The organism is Flavobacterium sp. Root935, assembly GCF_001429295.1.
GTDB lineage: Bacteria > Bacteroidota > Bacteroidia > Flavobacteriales > Flavobacteriaceae > Flavobacterium.
In genome coordinates, this window is sequence record NZ_LMJL01000008.1 from 351,853 (window position 1) to 372,099 (window position 20,247).

22 protein-coding genes are annotated in these 20,247 nt (G+C 32.5%); 19 read left to right on the forward strand and 3 right to left on the reverse strand.

The window, feature by feature from the left end; genetic code table 11:
- The first annotated feature begins 12 nt into the window (after positions 1-12).
- From ASE40_RS06870 to ASE40_RS06900, 8 genes are all read left to right on the forward strand, one after another.
- Positions 13-432 (forward strand): Crp/Fnr family transcriptional regulator, encoded by a 420-nt coding sequence (locus ASE40_RS06870; RefSeq protein WP_241774331.1) that lies wholly within the window; start codon positions 13-15, stop codon positions 430-432.
- A gap of 36 nt (positions 433-468) precedes the next feature.
- Positions 469-618 (forward strand): hypothetical protein, encoded by a 150-nt coding sequence (locus ASE40_RS22285; RefSeq protein ID WP_241774332.1) that lies wholly within the window; start codon positions 469-471, stop codon positions 616-618.
- Positions 619-689: 71 nt separating this feature from the next.
- Positions 690-1,421: a GNAT family N-acetyltransferase gene (locus ASE40_RS06875; RefSeq protein ID WP_057116224.1), complete on the forward strand. Its 732-nt coding sequence runs from the start codon at positions 690-692 to the stop codon at positions 1,419-1,421.
- Positions 1,422-1,632: 211 nt separating this feature from the next.
- Entirely contained in the window at positions 1,633-2,013 is a 381-nt protein-coding gene (locus tag ASE40_RS06880) for a DoxX family protein (protein ID WP_057116225.1), read from the forward strand.
- A 12-nt stretch (positions 2,014-2,025) separates the two neighbouring features.
- Entirely contained in the window at positions 2,026-2,235 is a 210-nt protein-coding gene (locus ASE40_RS06885; protein WP_057116226.1) for a hypothetical protein, read from the forward strand.
- A gap of 74 nt (positions 2,236-2,309) precedes the next feature.
- Complete coding sequence (locus ASE40_RS06890) at positions 2,310-2,687, forward strand: VOC family protein (RefSeq protein WP_057116227.1); 378 nt, start codon at positions 2,310-2,312, stop codon at positions 2,685-2,687.
- Between the two features lie 178 nt (positions 2,688-2,865).
- Positions 2,866-3,372, forward strand: a complete 507-nt coding sequence (locus tag ASE40_RS06895) for a DinB family protein (RefSeq protein ID WP_057116228.1) — start codon at positions 2,866-2,868, stop codon at positions 3,370-3,372.
- A 27-nt stretch (positions 3,373-3,399) separates the two neighbouring features.
- Positions 3,400-3,867, forward strand: coding sequence for a hypothetical protein (locus tag ASE40_RS06900; RefSeq protein ID WP_057116229.1), 468 nt, complete (start codon positions 3,400-3,402; stop codon positions 3,865-3,867).
- A 178-nt stretch (positions 3,868-4,045) separates the two neighbouring features.
- Here ASE40_RS06900 and ASE40_RS21680 read toward each other — a convergent pair whose 3' ends face one another.
- Positions 4,046-4,207 carry a DUF1328 family protein gene (locus ASE40_RS21680; RefSeq protein WP_082586767.1) on the reverse strand — a complete coding sequence of 54 codons (162 nt, stop codon included), beginning with the start codon at positions 4,205-4,207 and terminating at the stop codon, positions 4,046-4,048.
- Between the two features lie 270 nt (positions 4,208-4,477).
- Here ASE40_RS21680 and ASE40_RS06905 point away from each other — a divergent pair, with 270 nt between their 5' ends.
- From ASE40_RS06905 to ASE40_RS06950, 10 genes are all read left to right on the forward strand, one after another.
- A complete protein-coding gene (locus ASE40_RS06905) occupies positions 4,478-5,536 on the forward strand; it encodes a pesticidal protein Cry7Aa (protein WP_057116983.1) in 1,059 nt (352 codons plus the stop codon).
- Positions 5,517-7,787, forward strand: coding sequence for a glycosyltransferase (locus tag ASE40_RS06910; protein WP_057116230.1), 2,271 nt, complete (start codon positions 5,517-5,519; stop codon positions 7,785-7,787). The genes ASE40_RS06905 and ASE40_RS06910 overlap by 20 nt, the downstream gene beginning before the upstream one ends.
- Before the next feature lie 183 nt (positions 7,788-7,970).
- Complete coding sequence (locus ASE40_RS06915; protein WP_057116231.1) at positions 7,971-8,528, forward strand: TetR/AcrR family transcriptional regulator; 558 nt, start codon at positions 7,971-7,973, stop codon at positions 8,526-8,528.
- Positions 8,528-9,772, forward strand: a complete 1,245-nt coding sequence (gene fabF, locus ASE40_RS06920) for a beta-ketoacyl-ACP synthase II (protein ID WP_057116232.1) — start codon at positions 8,528-8,530, stop codon at positions 9,770-9,772. Before ASE40_RS06915 ends, fabF begins: the two co-directional genes overlap by 1 nt.
- 260 nt (positions 9,773-10,032) lie before the next feature.
- Complete coding sequence (locus tag ASE40_RS06925; protein WP_057116233.1) at positions 10,033-10,791, forward strand: MlaE family ABC transporter permease; 759 nt, start codon at positions 10,033-10,035, stop codon at positions 10,789-10,791.
- Positions 10,792-10,793: 2 nt separating this feature from the next.
- Positions 10,794-11,573 carry an ABC transporter ATP-binding protein gene (locus ASE40_RS06930; protein WP_057116234.1) on the forward strand — a complete coding sequence of 260 codons (780 nt, stop codon included), beginning with the start codon at positions 10,794-10,796 and terminating at the stop codon, positions 11,571-11,573.
- Between the two features lie 22 nt (positions 11,574-11,595).
- A complete protein-coding gene (locus ASE40_RS06935; protein ID WP_057116235.1) occupies positions 11,596-12,435 on the forward strand; it encodes an MlaD family protein in 840 nt (279 codons plus the stop codon).
- Positions 12,436-12,567: 132 nt separating this feature from the next.
- Entirely contained in the window at positions 12,568-15,387 is a 2,820-nt protein-coding gene (locus tag ASE40_RS06940; protein ID WP_057116236.1) for an AsmA-like C-terminal region-containing protein, read from the forward strand.
- On the forward strand, positions 15,387-15,929 hold the full coding sequence (locus tag ASE40_RS06945; protein ID WP_057116237.1) for a low affinity iron permease family protein: 543 nt from the start codon (positions 15,387-15,389) through the stop codon (positions 15,927-15,929). The genes ASE40_RS06940 and ASE40_RS06945 overlap by 1 nt, the downstream gene beginning before the upstream one ends.
- Positions 15,926-17,125 carry an NAD(P)/FAD-dependent oxidoreductase gene (locus tag ASE40_RS06950; protein ID WP_057116238.1) on the forward strand — a complete coding sequence of 400 codons (1,200 nt, stop codon included), beginning with the start codon at positions 15,926-15,928 and terminating at the stop codon, positions 17,123-17,125. Before ASE40_RS06945 ends, ASE40_RS06950 begins: the two co-directional genes overlap by 4 nt.
- Before the next feature lie 79 nt (positions 17,126-17,204).
- Here ASE40_RS06950 and ASE40_RS06955 read toward each other — a convergent pair whose 3' ends face one another.
- Complete coding sequence (locus ASE40_RS06955; RefSeq protein WP_057116239.1) at positions 17,205-18,155, reverse strand: bifunctional helix-turn-helix transcriptional regulator/GNAT family N-acetyltransferase; 951 nt, start codon at positions 18,153-18,155, stop codon at positions 17,205-17,207.
- Positions 18,156-18,393: 238 nt separating this feature from the next.
- On the reverse strand, positions 18,394-19,419 hold the full coding sequence (locus tag ASE40_RS06960) for a helix-turn-helix domain-containing protein (RefSeq protein WP_057116240.1): 1,026 nt from the start codon (positions 19,417-19,419) through the stop codon (positions 18,394-18,396).
- 164 nt (positions 19,420-19,583) lie between these two features.
- Here ASE40_RS06960 and ASE40_RS06965 point away from each other — a divergent pair, with 164 nt between their 5' ends.
- Positions 19,584-20,069 carry a DNA-deoxyinosine glycosylase gene (locus ASE40_RS06965; protein ID WP_057116241.1) on the forward strand — a complete coding sequence of 162 codons (486 nt, stop codon included), beginning with the start codon at positions 19,584-19,586 and terminating at the stop codon, positions 20,067-20,069.
- Positions 20,070-20,247: the final 178 nt, after the last annotated feature.

Genomic DNA, 20,247 nt, shown 5'->3' on the forward strand with positions numbered 1-20,247 from the left:
AAAAATTATATAATGATTTCTAACCACCAGATATACCTCAATAACTTAAAACAAACCATTGAAAGCTACTATCCTCTTTCTGAAAACTCATGGCAATTGATTGAGGGCATTGCAGCATTTCAAACCCTTAAAAAAGGAGAAACGTTATTGCAAAACGGAGAAATCGCTAAAAATCTTCATTTTATTGCGAAAGGTGTTTTAAGAGCTTTTATCACAGATCAACAGGGAAATTTCTATAACAAAAATCTCTTTCTTGAAAATTATTTTGCAGGTTCTAAGGTTTCATTAATGCTGCAATCACCTTCTAATTTTACAATTGAAGCTTTGGAAGACAGCATTATCATCAATCTTAATTATAAAAAATACATCTCGTTAATTAATAAAAACGATGATCTCAAAAACTTTTATATCGCTCATTTAGAGAAAAACTGAATTATAGATAAAGAGCAGAGAGAAGTCGCTTTGGTCATGCAAAACGCAACCGAGCGATATGTAAGTCTTTTACAAAAACATCCAAGTATTGCAGATCGGGTTCCGTTATTGCATATTGCATCGCATTTAGGTATTACGCCAACGCAGTTAAGCCGAATTAGAAAAAGTCTGGAAAAAGATTTGTAAATCAACATATGTAAAGGCTTTTCTAAAAGACTGGTTTTATCTTTGCTCTATAATTCAAACTTGTTATTACAATGACCAATAGAAACCTTATTAAAGACAATATTGACAATCTTACAGCACTTTGGAGAACTGTTGCCACTCCTCTCCTTTCCTATCATAAATTCGATCCTTTTGAATTCAGCCAAATAAAAAACTCAGGCTGGCCAAACCGCTTATGGTTTCGTGAAGATATTAAAGAAGAAAATCTTCCGCAGATTATGGAAATTATGGAAAAAAATCCGGGATTAGTTATTCCGTATTGGGATATTTTTGGAAGTAACTCCAGTGAATTTTTTGAAAATAAAGGATTTAAAATTCGAATTCAACTGATGGCTATGGCCTTAAAACTGAATAAAAAATTCACACTTCAAAATAAGTTGAATTTTAAAAGAGTTCTAAATGAAGAAGATGCCAAAACTTGGTCTGATATTTATCCATTATCTTTTAGCTATGTAATCAGTAAAGAAACGCTGGTGCATAATTACGAAAATGTGAAGTTTTATCTGGTTCATTTTGAAGAAAAACCAATTGGAACACTGACCCTTTTTCAAACTGGAAATATAATGGGAATTCATGGCGTCGGAGTAATTCCAGAAATGCGTAAAAAGGGTTTTGCAGAAGAAATTATGAAATTTGCCCTCAACGAAGCAATAGATGCCGGCTGTGAATATGCCCAGTTACAAGCTTCAGCTTTAGGAAAAGGGATTTATACAAGATTAGGTTTTGAAGATTTGTTTTTGATTACTAATTACCAACTGAAGTAAATTTTAAAATCAAAAAATCCAAATTTCTCATTTTCTGTCATTGCGGTTAAAAATCTAAAGTCTAAAATCTATCCCGAGGCTTCGGGACTAAAATCTAAAATCAACAATGTCCCAAATGCCCCTAAAATAGTCGCAAATGCGTATTCGTTAAAAAGCAAAACATTATTAGATTTGTAATACATTAACTAATAACCTTTTAAAACAATACCCAATGAAAAAAGCAAAAATTATTTTTTGGATTACGACTATTATTATTTTTCTATTTGAAGGCGTTATGCCCGCTTTATTTTCACAAAGCCAGGAAGCTAAAGAAGGAATCAGACATTTAGGTTACCCTGAATATTTTGGAGTTGCCTTGGTAATTTTTAAAATTCTAGGTGTTTTGGCTTTGGTAATTCCACAAGTTCCTAAAAATGTAAAAGAATGGGCATATGCTGGATTTGGTTTCGATTTTATCTTTGCTTCTATCAGTCATTTTGCGGTTGACGGAGTGAATTTTCAAAGTTTTTTTCCATTGATCTTTTTAGTGATTCTGGCGATTTCTTATATCTATTACCATAAAATAGAGCGATACAAAAATATCGCGCTGTAAATTCAAAACTTTATGATTGAAGTTTTTAAAACAAATGTTCAAGAAGAATCTCAATGTAAAATTATTATTGAGAAACTTCTTGAACACTATCCTAACAGCGCTATTAATTTTGACCTTGAAGACTGCGATAAAATTTTACGAATTCATGCTGCGGGAATTTCAAATAATATAATAATTGAGCTTCTGAATGCACATGGTTTTCATTGTGAGGTTCTTTTATAAAAACATAATTTATTGATTTACAAATAGTAAAATAAAAATCGTAATTTTAGAATACTAATTTTAAAATATCGAAAATGAATATTCCGGCAGAACATCAAACCATAATGCCTTATTTAATTTTACAAGGCGCAGCAAAATTTATCGATTTTACAAAAGTTGTTTTTGGAGCATCTGAAACTAACACAAAATCAATCCGCGCAGACGGAAGTATAATGCATGCTGAAGTTACCCTTAACGGAAGCACCATTATGATTACGGATGAAATTACGGATTGGGCAAAACAAACTTCACACCTATTTGTTTATGTTCCCAATGCCGATGAAACATATAAAAAAGCTATAGAAAACGGAGCTGTTTCTTTAATGGAGTTAAGCGACCAAGATTATGGCAGAACCTGCGGTGTTACAGATCCGTTTGGAAATGTGTGGTGGATTACCTCTGTAAATAATTAAAGCAGAAAACCGAAATTCAAAATACTGATTATTAGAATTTTATTTTTTTTTATCGTATATTTGAAGTACTATCATTCCCCTAATTCTATAAATTTAATTGAACAAAATGCACTGGCAGGTTTTCTTAAAACCCATCGGTTCACAGCTGTTATTGATCTAATTCTAAAATTAAAATAAGATGAAAAGCGGTATCCAAAATACTATTATAGAAACTTACAGTAAATTGAATGATACTATTTCTTCTTTTTCGGAGGAAGAAATTAATATTGTACCATTTGAAGGAAGCTGGACAGCCGGACAGACTGCACAGCATATTATTTTAGCTTGTGCTGATATTCCAAAGCTGTTTGCTGGAAAAACAGAGAAAACAAACCGTGAGGCTGATGAAAACGTTAAAAATCTGGATGCGGTTTTTTTAGATTTTAATATCAAATACCAATCTCCCGAAAATATAAAACCTGCTGAAATTGATTATGATAAAAGCAAATTACTGGCTTCATTAAATAAAATACAAAAAGATTTATTTGAAGCTGCTGAAACCTATGATTTAACGCTAACGTGTCTTGATGCCAAAATACCAGGTTTTGAAAATTTCACTATTTACGAATGGATTTATTTTGCAATTGTTCATACACAAAGACATACACATCAATTGAAATTGATTTATGAAAATATCAAAAAATAATAAATAGTTAAACCAAAATTTATTTTTATGAGATCAAAAGTTAAGACTATTGTTTCTTCTGGTTTGGTAGCTGGCACATTAGATATTACTGCAGCTATTTTAATTTATGCCGTGATCCTTCATAAAACAACAGCCGAAAAAATCCTGCAGTCTATCGCAAGCGGTGTTTTTAAAAAAGAAGCTTATACAGCTGGAACAGAAATGACTTTTGCGGGTTTAGGTTTACATTTCTTAATCACTTTTATATTTGCCTGGTTTTATTTTAAGATCTTTCCGTACATTCCTTTTTTCAAAATAAACACCCTTTTATCTGGAGTTTCTTATGGCTTCTTTATCTGGGTTGTAATGAATCTTATTGTACTTCCAATTGTTTTTCCTGTTTTACCAGAAAAGAAATTAGACTTTGCTCTCCTATTGTCAATTTTAATCGTAATTTGCTGCGTAGGGATACCAATAGCTTTCATAACGCGGAAATATTATGCTAAATGGTATTAGAAAAAAGGTCCAAAGGTTTAAGGTTCAGAGTGGCAGAGGTTGAATTTAGCTGCTTTATACTTTTTACATTTTTGATTTCTGAAAATAATCTCAAATGGTCTAAAAACAAAAAAGTAATTCAAGTTCCGTAGAACCCGAATTACTTATATGTTAAAAAAAAATATCTTCTTAAAAGTGCTTAAACCTTTGTTCTACCTGTAATTAGTGAAATAATAAATAACACTATAAAGATAAAGAACAAAACTTTTGCAATACCTGCAGCTCCAGCGGCAATACCACCAAAACCAAAAATTCCGGCTATAATAGCAAGAATTATAAAAATGACTGTCCAGCGTAACATAATTTTAGATTTTTTAGTTCGTAAATACGACTATTCAATAGTCTGTTTTGTTTGTTATTCAAATTTATTTTATTCCTACAAATCTTGTTAACTCAAAACGCTTTTTAAATTAACTCAATAAACTAAAAAACAAGTATTTACCGCAGGTTTTCATTATTATTTTTTAGTCTTACAGAATTACCATGTTTAAGCTTTTGAGTTAATTTTTTAATGGATTGGATTAATCGCTGCTCCTATCCCAAGGTAATTTTATCAAAAATAATTACAGTAATGGAAGAAGCTAAAAAGCATGGTGTTCTTTTAGAAAAAACAGAAAGAAATTTTGAAGAATTGGGTGTTTTAAATCCAGCCATTTATCAAGATGGAAATACTGTTCACATGTTTTACAGAGCTGCCAAAAAAGGAAATTTCTCCACTATAGGTTATTGTCGTTTTGAAGGACCGACAACTTTAGTAGAAAGACGTTCAAATCCGATTTTTCTTCCAGAGTATATTTATGAAATTCATGGAGTTGAAGACCCAAGAATTACTAAAATAGATGACCTGTATTATATGACTTATGTCACGTATGACGGATTAAATGCCTGCGGTGCCTTTGCTGTTTCTAAAGATTTAGTAAAGTTTAAAAAGAAAGGAATAATTACACCGCGATTTATTTTAAATGAATTTACTAATCTAATTAGAAACCATTTACAAAATCCGAGTATTGCAAAGATATTAGCTTTTAATACCGAAAGAAACTATCCGCTTACGGAGACCATGAAAGAGCACTTATACGTGTGGGATAAAAATGTGGTTCTTTTTCCGAAAAAAATTAATGGAAAATTTGTCGCATTGCACAGGCTCTTCCCGTCTATTCAGATTGTTACATTCGAAAAAAAATCTGAGCTGACTGAAGACTTTTGGAAAAATTATTTAAAAGATCTTCCGAGTCATATTGTAATGGAACCCAAGTTTGACCATGAAACAAGTCATATTGGACCAGGAGCTCCGCCGATCGAAACAGCAGACGGCTGGCTTTTAATTTATCATGCTGCTGAAAGAAGAGAAAAAGGATTGGTTTATCATGCCTGTGCCGTTTTACTGGACTTAAAAAATCCAGCTAAAGTAATCGGCAGACTGCCAAAACCAATTATTACTCCTTCTGAATATTACGAAAGACATGGTTATGTAAATTATGTAGTTTTCCCGACTGGAACTGCAATTTTTGATGACCGATTATATATTTATTATGGCGCTGCCGATGACAAAATTGCGGTGGCATCTTTGAACCTGAACGAGTTATTAACCGAACTAAAAATGAATTCTCATGAAAACAATATCAAATAAATCAAAAATAGTTTTTCTATCTACTTTTCCGCCAACACAATGCGGCATAGCAACTTATACTCAAGATACAATTAAAGGAATCACCGATGTATACGGTAAATCTATCACATGCGAAATATGTGAGCTTGTGGATACACCAAAAGAAAAACCAACACAGGCATTTACCTTAAACACAAAAAACAGAGAAGAGTACGCAAAAGTAGCAGAAGAAATCAATCAGGATGGAGCTGTAAAATTAGTTCACATTCAACATGAGTTTGGTTTGTTTTCAGGAAATTACGGAGATCATCTATTAGATTTTTTAAATGTAATTAAGGTACCTGTGACATACACTTTCCATAGTGTAATACCAAACCCAAACAACGAATTAAAAACTTTTGTAAAACTGTTATTGAGTTACAGCAATTCGGTTTTTGTAATGACTAACAAATCAAAAGAAATACTAATTAAAGACTATGACATCAATGAAGAAATAATTACTTGCGTACCTCATGGAACTCATATCGTAGTTTATGAAGCTCCTCAAAATGCAAAGGAAAAATTAAACATTGGAGATCGTATCGTATTATCAACTTTTGGACTTTTAGGCGAAGGAAAAAATATCGAAACTGGATTGCAGGCACTTCCAAAAATTGTTGAGAAAGCACCAAATGCATTGTATTTAATTATTGGAAAAACACATCCAAATTTAATTAAAGATGGTGTAGATACTTATAGAGAAAAATTAGAGTCAATTGTAGAAGAATTAAATCTGCAGAATAATGTACGTTTTATAAACAAATATTTAGACACTGATGAACTTTTAGAATACCTAAAAGCTACAGATATTTATATGTTTACATCTAAAGATCCAAATCAGGCTGTAAGCGGTACTTTTGCTTATGCAATGAGCTGTGCGTGTCCTATAGTGGCTTCTAAAATTCCTCATACAAAAGAAGTATTAACTCCAGATTCAGGAATATTAGTAGATATCGGAGATGTAGATCAGTTTGCAGATGCGGCAATTAAATTAATCGCTGATGAAAACTTAAGAAATGAAATGGGTATAAACTCGTTTACAAAAATGCGTGCTTCTTCTTGGGAAAATGCTGCCATTACCCACATGAATACATATAAAAACTTAATGGAAAATTCTTCAGAGATTAAATACAGTTATCCGGAAATTCAACTAAGACATATTAAAAGATTAACTACCGAACTTGGTATTATTCAATTTAGTAAAATTTCAATTCCAGATTTAGATTCTGGATATACATTAGACGATAACGCAAGAGCATTGATTGCTTTCTGTATGCATTACAAACTGACTCAAGATAAAGATGATTTAGCTTATATCCTAATCTACTTAGATTTTATCCAGCGTTGTCAAAAACCAAAAGGAGATTTCATCAATTATGTAGATCAGGAAAATCGTGAACATGTTGAACAAAATGCAGAAGTTAACTTAGAAGATTCAAATGCAAGAGCAATTTGGGCATTAGGAACTGTGGTTTCGCTTTCAGATATTCTTCCAGAAGCTATTACTAAAAAAGCAACTAGATGTTTATTGAATTCATTAAAATGGACTGAAACTATTCAATCGCCACGTTCTATTGGTTTTGCAACAAAAGGTTTGTACTTGTATCACTCAACAATTCCTAATTTATATGTAGCGGCAATTATTAATAAATTGAATGCAAAACTGCTTAAAAATTACGAAGATACAGCTACAGAAGACTGGAAATGGTTTGAAAATTATTTAACATACGGAAATGGTGTTTTACCAGAATCAATGCTGTATGCTTACTTAATTACTAATAAGCCAATTTACAAAAAGGTTGCTTTAGATTCTTTAGATTTCTTGATTTCTAAAACATTCGTAAATGGTGATTTTAAAGCAATTTCTAATAGAAGCTGGCACCATAAAGGTTCAGAACCACAACAATATGGAGAACAGCCAATAGATGTTACTTACACGATACAGACTTTAAATGCTTTTTATGATGCATTTAAAACTCCAGAATATAAAAAGAAAATGAGAATTGCATTTAATTGGTTCTTAGGTAAAAACCACTTGAATCAAATTATGTACAACCCAGTAAGCGGCGGTGGTTATGACGGACTTGAAAAAGAAAATGTAAACTTAAATCAAGGCGCAGAATCTACAGTATGTTTTTTAACAGCAAGATTATTAATGGAAAAATTAGCTCAGACACAGTCTAAAGTTATTCCGTTAATGAAATCCCGCACTGGAATCGCAATTAATTCATAAAAATAAGGTAGAAGCTAACCAAATACTTCTCTTTTAAAACCCTGAAAATCCCTTTCTAAATGAAAGGGATTTTTTGTTTTTTGCTATTTCGTCAAAATCATCAAAATCTTCACTAAATAAAAAACTGTTTAAATAATTTGCCTATCTACTAATAGGTAGTATATTTGTATAAAAATTATTGCCATGACAACACGAGAATCTATTATTGAAAAAGCAGATCAATTAATAAGGGATAAAGGTTATAACGCTTTTAGTTTTAAAGACATCTCTAATGATATAGGAATAAAAACAGCATCGATACATTATCATTTCCCTACAAAATCAAATTTGGGTGTAGCGACAATAAAAGAACATATCGAAAGAGTTGAAATTTTAAAGGAAAAAGTGGCTAACGAGTCACCATTAACAAAACTGCAAGCTTTCTTAGAAGTACAGGCTAAAATTAAAAAAGAGAATAAAGTGTGTATTGTAGGCTCATTAGCTACAGATTTAAACACCTTAGATGATTCCATAAAAACAGAATTACAACAATTTGCTCAATTGGTAATTACATGGCTTACTGGAATTTTAATTGAAGGAAAAGAACAAAACATATTTGATTTTGATATGGCACCAAGAACAAAAGCAATAATGATTATAACAAATATGGTAGCCATTGTACAGCTTTCGAGGCTTACAACCGACGATGATTTTGAATTGGTAAGAGAAACAATATTAACAGAATTAAGACCTAAAAAATAATGAAAAGAGTAGTTATAACAGGATTAGGAGCTGTAACTCCCATTGGAAATAATGTGTCAGAATACTGGCATTCCTTAATTAATGGAGTCAGCGGTGCAGCACCAATAACAAGATTCGACACCTCACAATTCAAAACTAAATTTGCATGTGAAGTTAAAAACTTTAATCCGCAGCACATTTTTGAGAAAAATGAAATTAGGAAATATGATCTTTTCACGCAATATGCTCTATATGCAGCAGACGAAGCAATAACAAATGCAAATATTGATTTTGATACCTTAAATAAAAACCGAATTGGTGTTATATGGGGTTGTGGAGACGGCGGTATTTCTACTTTTGAGGAACAATTTGGAGAATACAAATTAGGAAACGGCACACCAAGATTTAGTCCGTTTTTTATTCCAAAGAGAATTGTCAATATAGCTTCGGGAGCCATTTCTATTAAATATGGATTACGCGGCATTAATTATACCACAGCTGCGGCTTGTTCTGCAAGTAATACAGCAATCATAGATGCTTTCAATTACATTCGCTGGGGTAAAGCAGATATGATTATCAGCGGCGGGTCTGAGGCTTCTGTTTCAGAATCTTCAATTGGCGGCTTTAATGCTTCAAAAGCATTGTCAACATTAAATGATGATTACACTAAAGCGTCACGTCCTTTTGATGTTACAAGAGACGGATTTGTTTTGGGCGAAGGTGCCGGCGTTGTCATATTGGAAAGCTATGAACATGCCATCAAAAGAAATGCGGTAATTTATGCCGAAATTGTTGGCGGCGGACTGGCGGCAGACGCTTATCATTTAACAGGAACACATCCTGAAGGCGAAGGTGCAGTTTTAGGAATGGAACTTGCTCTTGAAGAAGCGGAGATTACTCCAGACAAAATTGACTATATCAACGCACATGCTACCTCTACTCCAACTGGTGATTTAAGCGAACTTAAAGCATTGGAAAAAGTTTTTGGAATAAATCCGAATGCAAATGTTAGTGCTACAAAATCTATGACTGGACATCTGCTTGGCGGCGCTGGAGCTATTGAAGCAATTGCCTGTATAAAAGCACTTCAGGAAAACATTGTACCGCCCACTATAAATACAGAAACTGTTGAAGAAGAGTATGCCGGCAAATTTAATCTTACTCTCGGAAAAGCACAATCGCGAATAGTTGATTATGCTATGAGTAATACTTTCGGTTTTGGAGGTCATGTTGCCAGCTCAATCTTTAAAAAATTTAAAGAATAACGATATACGCCAAAATTTAAAAGTTTTTCATTTTTATAAATCCCTTTCCTAAACGAAAGGGATTTTTTATTTGCAAAAACGGCAACGGAAATTTATTTCAAATATTGTGAGCCTATGAAAATTATATAAGGCTCGAAAAAAGTTGTGTAATATATTTTAACAAGTATCGGGCTAACTTTCATATATAATTTAATCAGTAGAAAAAACTGTTAAATAATTGATTCTCATTTTATATCATTCATATTAAAAACAAAAACATTTTGATTCTCAACCTAAAAAATACATTTGCTGAAATTGGAGAAACAACATTGTTCGCCAAAAAGTTTTTTAAGGAGGTATTTATTCCGCCTTATGAGACGAAGGAGTTTTTAAAACAATGTTATGTCATTGGCTACAAATCGCTGCCTTTAGTTGCCATTACAGGTTTTATTATGGGTTTGGTACTTACACTCCAGTCAAGACCAACCTTGGTAAAATTTGGTGCCGAAAGCTGGCTTCCAGGAATGGTTGCACTTTCGTTAATTAGAGAAATTGCACCAGTAATTACAGCTTTGATTTGCGCCGGAAAAATTTCATCTGGAATTGGAGCCGAATTAGGATCTATGAAAGTGACAGAGCAAATCGACGCAATGGAAGTTTCGGCAGTAAACCCTTATAACTATTTGGTTGTAACGAGAGTATTAGCCTGTACTTTAATGGTGCCGATTTTAGTCTTTTTTGCCGACGCAATCGGAATTATGGGCGGATATGTAGGAATTAATATTCACGGAGATGTGAACTTTTACAGATATCTAACTCAAATCATTCAATCATTAGAGTTTTTAGACTTGTTTCCTGCTACTATTAAAACTTTCTTCTTCGGATTTCTTATTGGAATGATTGGGTGTTATAAAGGTTTTAACGCATCAAATGGAACAGAAAGTGTTGGACAAGCTGCCAATTCAGCCGTTGTAACAGCATCATTAAGCATTTTTATTATTGATATGGTTGCCGTTCAAATAACCGATTTATTCTTTTAAAAATGACCAAAGAAAAACTACATAAAGAACCCAAAACGAAAGAAAAAGATCAAGCTCCAATTATAGAGATTAAAGATCTGCACAAAACTTTTGGAAAAGATAATAAAGTATTAAAAGGCGTAAATCTTACTTTGAATAAAGGAGAAGATTTGGTGGTTTTAGGACGTTCAGGATCTGGAAAATCGGTAACGATAAAATGCATCGTTGGATTGATTGAACCTGACAAAGGTGAAATTAAAGTTTTTGACGAAAATGTACTGAACATTTCCAAAAAAGAACTGAATGAGATTAGAGTCCGAATCGGATTTTTATTTCAAAGTGGTGCACTTTACGATTCAATGTCGGTTAGAGAAAACCTCTCTTTTACACTGACCAAACACAAACGTGATTTAAGTGCCGAAGAAATTGAAAGTGAAGTTATGGAAGCTCTTGAAAGTGTTGGTTTATCAGAAGCAATTGACAAAATGCCTTCTGAATTATCTGGAGGAATGAAAAAAAGAATTGGTCTGGCCCGCACCTTAATTTTAAAGCCTGAAATTATTTTATACGACGAACCTACAACAGGTTTAGATACGATAACATCGAGAGAAATTAGTGAATTGATTCTTGATATTAAACACAAACAAAAAACATCCTCGATCATTATCACACATGATATGGCTTGTGCGAAATTAACTGCCGATAGAATTATTGTTTTAAAAGAAGGAGTAATTCACGCCGAAGGAACATACGAAGAATTAGAAAAAAACGAAGACGAATGGGTACGCTCATTTTTTGAATAAAGCAAAATAAATAATAGAAATCATGGAAAAGCAATCGGGATATACTTGGAAATTAGGAATGTTTGTAACAATAGGTTTACTGCTTTTTATAATGGCCGTATATTTTATCGGAAAACAAAAAAACCTATTCGGTTCAACCTTTCATATTACTTCTCAGTTTAAAACTGTAAGCGGTTTAGAAGTTGGAAATAATGTTCGTTTTTCGGGTATTAATGTCGGAACTGTAGAACAAATTCAATTAATAAACGATTCATCTGTAGTTGTTGTTTTAGTAATGAAAGAAGATGTTCGAAAATTTATTAAAACAGATGCAACGGCCAGCATTGGTTCTGACGGATTAATGGGCGACAAAGTATTGACAATTACTCCAGGGCAAAAGTCCCAAAAAGTTATTCAAGACAATGGGCAGATTGCTTCTGTCGACGGAATAGAAATGCACGATATTATGAAAAGCGTTAAGAAAAGCGTGGATAATATTGGTGTAATTTCAGATGAAATAGCCATTTTCAGCCACAGTATGAACAACGGAAACGGTGCGCTAGCTAGATTGGTTAGAGATGATAAAATGGCGAACAGCGTTTCGAACACGCTTTCTAATTTAGAAAGTGGAACAAAGGGTTTCAGCGAAAATATGGAAGCTGCAAAAAGCAATTTCCTGTTTAGAGGTTATTTCAAGAAAAAAGAGAAACAAAAGGAAAAACAAAAAGAAGAAGCAAAAGAGAAAAAAGAAGAACAGCAAGAGAAAGCTCAAAAAGAAAAAGAGCAAAAAGAAAAAGAACAAAAGGAGAAAGAGCAGAAAGAGAAAGAACAAAAGGAAAAAGAAGAAGATGCTAAAAAAGCTGAAGCTGAAAAGAAAAAATAAATTGAGAAAATTTGAAATTGAAAATTCAGAATCTCTTTAAATCATAATTCTTTATTACAACTTTAAGTTCTAATTTCTAACACTTTAAATCTAAATTCATTTCAGTTTTTAAACAACAAAAACGTATTGTACATGCCAACTTCATTTAAACATACCGCCTTAAAAGTCTTAAAAATTACCGGAATTACGATTGCGGTGATTTTGTTTTTATTGTTTATAATTCCGTTGCTGTTTCCTGGTAAAATTGCTTCTGAAGTAAAAAAGATTGCCAATGAACGTTTAGATACCAAACTAGATTTTAGCAAATCAAGACTTTCATTTTTCACTCATTTTCCATCTTTGACAGTTTCTTTAGACGATTTATCTCTTACCGGTTCTAAACCGTTTAGCAATGATACTTTGTTAAAAGCAGATCAAGTTGCTTTTGGTATAAACTTAAAACGTTTGATTTTTGATAATGAAGTAAAAATCAACAAGCTGTATATTTCAGATGCGTTAATCAATGTAATGGTTAATGAAAAAGGTCAGGCGAACTATAATATTTATGTGGCACCCAAAGACGAGAAAAACGATCCAAACGCTCCAGAAGAAGGAACAGCAATTCGATTAGAGCGCATTGATTTAGAAAATTGTCATGTTAAATATAACGATCGTTCGGCCAAAATTTTGGTCGATGCTCAAGGTTTTAATTATGTTGGAAAAGGAAACTTAAGCGAAGATATTTTTGATCTTGCAACCGATGCCAGAATTGAAAATCTGGATTTCTATTATAACCGAACAGCTTATCTTAGAAAAAAAGAGGTTCGCGCCGATTTAATTACCCGAATTAACACACATGCGCTTTCGTTTATTCTTCAAAAGAATGAACTTAATATCAATAAATTACCCTTAAAATTTACTGGCCTTTTTTCCATTCTTAGAGATGGTTATAAGATAAATATAAAAGCCGCTTCAGAGAATACAACTGTTAAAGATTTATTGTCTGTTATGCCTCCAGAATATTTAACATGGTTAGAAAAAACGGATATTTCTGGCCGAAGTGATTTGGTATTTACTTTTAAAGGCGATTATAATGTCGCTAAAAAGCAAAAACCAAATCTAGCTTTCAACTTAAAAATAAATGAAGGTTCGGTAAATTACCAAAATGCCCCTGTTCCATTAACCGATTTCCAAGTGGATTTGAATGCAATACTTCCGTCATTGGATCCTGAACAATTATTGATTAATCTGCGAACATTAAAATTTAAAGTAGGCGAAAAAGATTATTTCAACGCTTATCTGCATAGTAAAGGTCTGAGCGAAATGGATATCAATGCAAGTGTCAAAGGCGCTTTGGATTTGGCTGTCGTTGATGCCGCTTTAGGTTTAACCAGTGTTGACGTAAAAGGAATTTTAAAAACCGATATTCAGGCACGCGGTACTTTCAGCACGTCTAAAAAACTTTTTCCAAAAACTATCGGTGGTATTTCATTACGAAACGGATGGCTTAAAACAGAATATTATCCAAATCCAATCACTAATATCACTTTTGTTGCCAATATGCTTAACAAAGCAGGAACCTATCAAGATTTGATTGTTGCAGTTGCTCCAGCCTCTTTTGTTTTTGAAGGAAATCCTGTTTACGTAAATGCAACTGTATCAGATTTTAATGATTTGGCTTATAATGCAAAAATAAAAGGTGAATTGAATGTTGGTAGAATCTATCAGGTTTTCTCTCAAAAAGGTCTCGATTTAACGGGTTATGCAAAAGCAGATCTTTCATTGAAAGGAAAACAAAGTTACGCTACAACTGGACAATATGACAAACTAGATAATAAAGGAACTTTAATCCTTAAAAATATAAAAGCAACATCTGAGTTGTTTCCGAAAGCTTTTTTTATCAAGCAGGGAAATTTCCGTTTTCAAAACGAGAAAATGTGGTTTGAGAAATTTAATGCGTCTTACGGTAAATCAGATTTTGATATTAACGGTTACCTCTTAAATACAATAAATTATTTCTTAGAATCGCACGGAACTTTGAGCGGTAATTTCAACTTAAAATCAAAATTGATAAATGTTGACGAATTTATGGCACTTGAAAAAGGCGAAAATAAAGATCGAAATATTGAGGTAGAATATGCCAAAGAAGATCATCCGAAAATGAGCGGTGTAGTTATAATTCCGAAAAACTTAAATGTCAGTTTAAATGCAAGTGCAGACAAGGTAGAATATAACGGACTGGTCTTCAACAAACTTAACGGAAAAACGGGTATTACGAAAGGTGGGTTTTATTTAGAAAATACAACCTTTAACATCATTGACTGTATTTTAGGAATTGATGCAACTTACAAAGATGAATCACCTACAGCAGCACATTTTGATGCTCACTTCCGTGCGAAAGATTTTGATGTACAAAGAGCTTACAAAGAAATTCCGATGTTTCATGATATGGTTACCGCAGCTGAAAAAGCTTACGGAATAATTTCCGTAGATTATAACATCAAAGGAGATTTAAACGGTAATATGGGACCTATATATGAATCTCTTCAGGGAGGCGGTACATTGAATTTAAGAGACGTAAAAATTAAAGGACTAAAACTTTTTGATGGAATTAGTTCTAAAACAGGACAAAATGGTTTGAATAATCCTGATATGCAAGGAATTGAAGTCAAATCTACAATAAATAAAAATCTTATTCATATTGAACCATTCACCTTTACTGTAGCCGGTTTTAAACCAACTATAAAAGGAACTACAAGCTTTGACGGACTATTGGATCTTAGAATGCGTTTGGGTCTTCCCCTTTTCGGACTTATCGGATTTCCGATTGTTATTACTGGTACGCATGACGCTCCAAAAATTAAAATATTCAGCAAAACGGGACAAGAAATTGATCCTGCTGTTTATGACGAAAAAAACAATAAAGTTATAAAGGAAGAAAAAGTAAGTAAATCTAAAACAAAAAAATCGTAATGAATTCTAAATCTCCACATAGTCAAAGTGCATTTGAGAAATTTGCTACAAAAGTTTCCAAAGCAGCAGGAAGTACCACTGCCTTTATTGGCGCATTTATTATCGTTGTTGCGTGGGCCGTTTCGGGACCAATTTTCGATTATTCAGAAACTTGGCAGCTGGTCATTAATACTGGAACTACAATTATTACTTTTTTGATGGTTTTCTTAATTCAAAAAGCTCAAAATAAAGATTCGCTCGCCATTCAATTAAAATTAAATGAGCTTGTTGCTTCTAATGATTTATCCAGCAATAGTTTGGTTGATATTGAAAGCATGACTGAAGAAGAAATGATTATTGTTCAAAAATACTATCATCGATTGAGTGAACTGGCCAAAAAAGACGAAAGCATAAGAACTTCACATTCTATTGCAGAGGCACATGAGCTGCACAATCGAAAACAACAAAAAAATAAACCATTAGATAAAACAACCATAAAGAAAACGGGCAAAACCACTCCGAAGAATACCAAAAACACTACCAAAAACGCATCTAAAAAATGAAATTAAGCTCTACAGAAACTTACTGGCCATTAAAAAATGCCATAAAACATAGTTATCCCTCGATCGATTCTGATATCAATACCGATATTTTAATTATTGGAGGAGGTATTACTGGAGCCCTTACCGCTTACAAATTAATTAACGAAGGAAAAAAAATTGTTTTGATAGACCGTCGTGATGTCTGCGGAGGCAGTACATCAGGCAGCACTGCTTTACTGCAATACGAAATTGATGTACCGTTACATCAGCTTATTAAACTTAGAGGGGTAAAATGTGCCGTAGAAAGTTATCAAAATGGAAAAAAAGCCATTTTTGATCTTCGTAATATTATTGACACGGTAGGGTGTGACTGTGATTTTGAATTTAAAAAAAGCATCTATTTTACTACATTAAAAAAGGATGTCCCATATTTAAAAAACGAATTTAAAGCCCGCAAACAGCATGGTTTTGAAGTTAGCTGGCTCAATCGGTCTGAATTACAGAAAATGGGATTAAATGCCATTGCAGCAATAGAATCTAAAACTGCAGCCGTAATGGATCCGTTCAAATTAGCTACTGATCTTTTATTTCATTGCCATGAAAAAGGCATGCAGATTTTTGATCGAACAAATGTTGCTTCAATACAACACCAAAAAGGTAAAATAATTGCTGAAACTGATTCAAAGCACTCCATAACCGCTTCACATATAATTCATTGCACAGGTTATGAAAGTACAGAAACCTTAACCGAAAAGGTTGTCGAATTAAAAAGCACTTATGTTATTGCATCTGAAAGTCAGCCAGATCTTCCTGAAAGTTTTAAACATGCTATATTTTGGGATACCGCTTCTCCTTACCATTACGTTAGGACTACAGAAGATAACCGAATTATTATGGGTGGCGGCGACGAAGATTTTAAAGATGCTGTAAAACGCGATAAATTACTGCCTAAAAAAGAGCAGTATCTTTTGAAGAATTTTTTTAAACGATTTCCAGACTTAAATTTCAAAATTGATTATTCCTGGGCAGGTACTTTTGGAGAAACCAAAGACGGACTCCCCTATTTTGGAAAACCAAATCCGAGAAAAAACGAACATTATATTCTAGGTTTTGGAGGAAACGGCATAACCTTCAGCGTGATCGGAATGAATTCTATATTAGATTCTCTTCACAATAAAAAAAATACAGATTTGGAGTATTATCGATTTGGAAGATGAGAAAAAGGTTCTAAGAGACTAAGATTCTGAGATACTAAGTTTTTTCTTAGAGTCTTAGTATCTCAGAACCTTAGCAACTTTATAAAACTAACTCCATTTGGATATTGCATCTTTTATAGGGGGTTGAGAGTCCGAAAACTTTTTCAAAACCCAATTTGTAATACAAGTTTATTGCAGGTTTTAAGATCGTGTTACTTTCTAAATATATCTTTTTTGCACCAAGTTCCTTTGCGGCATCTACTATTGCTTTTCCTAAGAGCCAGCCAATATTTTTACCTTGTGCTTTTGGCGAAACGGCCATTTTAGCCATTTCGAAATCATATTCAGGATTTTGAGTTTTTATAAGTGCGCAGACTCCAACAGGTTCATTTTTATACAAAGCCACTAAAATTTTTCCGCCTTTATTCAAAATATAATCTTCTGGATTATCCAAGGCTTTATAGTCAGCTTCTTCCATTTCAAAATAAGTCGAAATCCATTCTTCATTTAAAGATTTAAATGCTTCTTTATATTCTGGTTTATACTCTACAATTTCAACATCTTTACTTTCTCGAATTTTTTTCTGGTCGCTTACTCTCTTAAATAATGATTTTTGCTGCAACAAGAATTCCCATTCTTCAATTGCTGCCCAAAGATTATGTTTTGCTTCAGAAATCAAGCCTTCAACAGCCACATCGATGTCTAATAATTGATTTTTGATTTTGTTCGAAATCAAAAGTCCTTTCTCGGTTAAAACAACATTATTCTTGCGTTTATCATCGGTCTTCGCCCCTTCTTCAAGTATTCCGGCACCAATCATTTCCTGAATAATTTTGCTTACGGAAGGCTGAGAATGTCCAATTTCATTTGCGATCTCCGTAATTGTCCTTTCTCTATCTTCTGCAATCGTATAAAACACAGGAAACCACTTCGGATTAAAATCTATTCCGTATAATTCATAAATTTTAGCAGCATCATCTGTAAAACTTGCCGTCATTAAACGTAAACGACTTCCCAAAGCCACTTTACCAACTTTATTAAAAAATTCCATAACAATAATTAATTATATAACTAGTTATGCAAATGTATGATTTTTTTAGATACTAAGAAACTAAGGTTCTAAGATTCTAAGTTTTTTTTATCGGAAAACTTAGAATTTTAGAACCTTAGCGTTTATATATTGTGCTTTAGAGCTAGCGACTTTATTTTCTTAATACTAAGTTCTGAAGTTATATGTTTATCTAAAAGCTTAGTATCTTAGCATCTCAGAACCTTAGCAACTTCGGCGGTTACGCCGTTATAGCCAACGAATTCAAATTGAATTTATATTCTTTTGGGCTGCAGTTGAATTTTTGTTTAAAGATTTTTGAAAAATAACTTCTGCTTGTAAAACCAATGCAATACACTATTTCTGAAATATTTAGATCTGAAGTTCGTATCAATATCTCAGCTTTTAATACACGCATATGTGTGATATAATCATTAACAGTACGATTGTGTATCATTTTAAAGCCCTCTTGAAGTTTATTTGGAGATAAACCTGATCTTTTGCTTAAAGATTTAATAGAAAAAGCTTCTTCTGGACTTGCTTTAATAAACTCTGAAAGTTCTTTAATTTCTTCCATTTCTCTTAAAGTCAATCCGTTTGACTCATTTGCGAAAGCGTGCAAGTCGTCTGAATGTTGTTGAATTTCCATTGCAAGGATAATTCTCATAATACCTTCTTTCAATAAATTACGAACAATTCCCGTTTGTGTAATAGAATTAAGCTGTTCGATTTTTTCTGCAATTTGTAAATTATAAGAACCTATATAAAAGAAATCCTGAACTAAATTATTTTCAAAAAAGGTATCTTTTACTCTTTGGTTTAAAGAATGTAATTGAGTTTTAGCATCAACTTGAGTTCCCACAATAATTAAAGTCAGTTTAGTTTTTTTCCCTTTTTCAAAAAATAAAACATTATCCTGATTTTGTTTTGAAGTTACAATGGCTGTCTGAAAAGTTTTTAGTTTTCGCTCTTCCCCATTTAATCCAAAACTATGCGACAAACTTCCTTTAGAACAGTATGCAAAATAAATTGGTGATGATTTTACATTTAGAATATCTAGTCTGACATCGCTTGAAAATGTCATATCAAACTGAACATACGAAATATTATCATTAAAAGAAGCTCCTATAATTGAACCTTCTGCAAAACTATTTTCTACTTCAAGTGTATATTCGTCTAAGTCAAAAGTCACTTTTCCGCCAAAATTAGTATGAAGTTCATCAAATATATTTTGTGTTTTTTCTGTATTTATAGTAACAATTTTCATGGTGACTGGATTTAAATTCTATAATTTGCTAAATAGATCTTTGCTAAAAATCTGAAGTCAAAGTTCGTGTAAACACAAGCGAAACGTGTTATATAATTTTATCGTTTTGTTTTATAATTCCTTATAAATGATTATTTTAACAGATATAAATTCAACTCTTAAATATGAAAAGTTTCTCTTTTGCTCCCATTAGTTCTCCAGATTCTAAAATCCTGATTTTAGGCACAATGCCCGGAACAAAATCTTTAGAACTCAATCAATATTATGGTCATAAGCAGAATAACTTTTGGAAATTTCTCTTTGAAATATTAGGAGAAGAATTTTCGCCTGATTATGAAACTAGAAAAAATTTATTGATTAAAAACCATATTGCTCTTTGGGATGTCTTACAATTTTGCGACCGTGTTGGAAGTCTCGACAGCGCAATTAAAAATGAAATTGCAAATGATTTTGAAGATTTTCTAGAAAAACATCCTCAAATAGAATACATTCTTTTTAACGGACAGAAAGCTGCTGCTTTTTTTAAAAAATATGTTCACTTAAAAAAAGAATATAAAAAATTTACGCTTCCTTCTACCAGTCCCGCCAACGCCAGTAAGACTTCTCAAGACAAATTAAAAGAATGGAGTATTATTCAAACCTTATTATAGGAGCAATAATTTTATACAATTAAAATCCAAATATTGGAATCATGTAACTTTTTCCTTTTAAAATATAACAAATTATAGCCACTCTAAATCTAATTTTACATCGTAGAAAACAAAGAAAAATAAGCCCTGTTGAAAATGTGATGAACGAAATGGAAAGGCTTTCTTCTTACTAAAATTA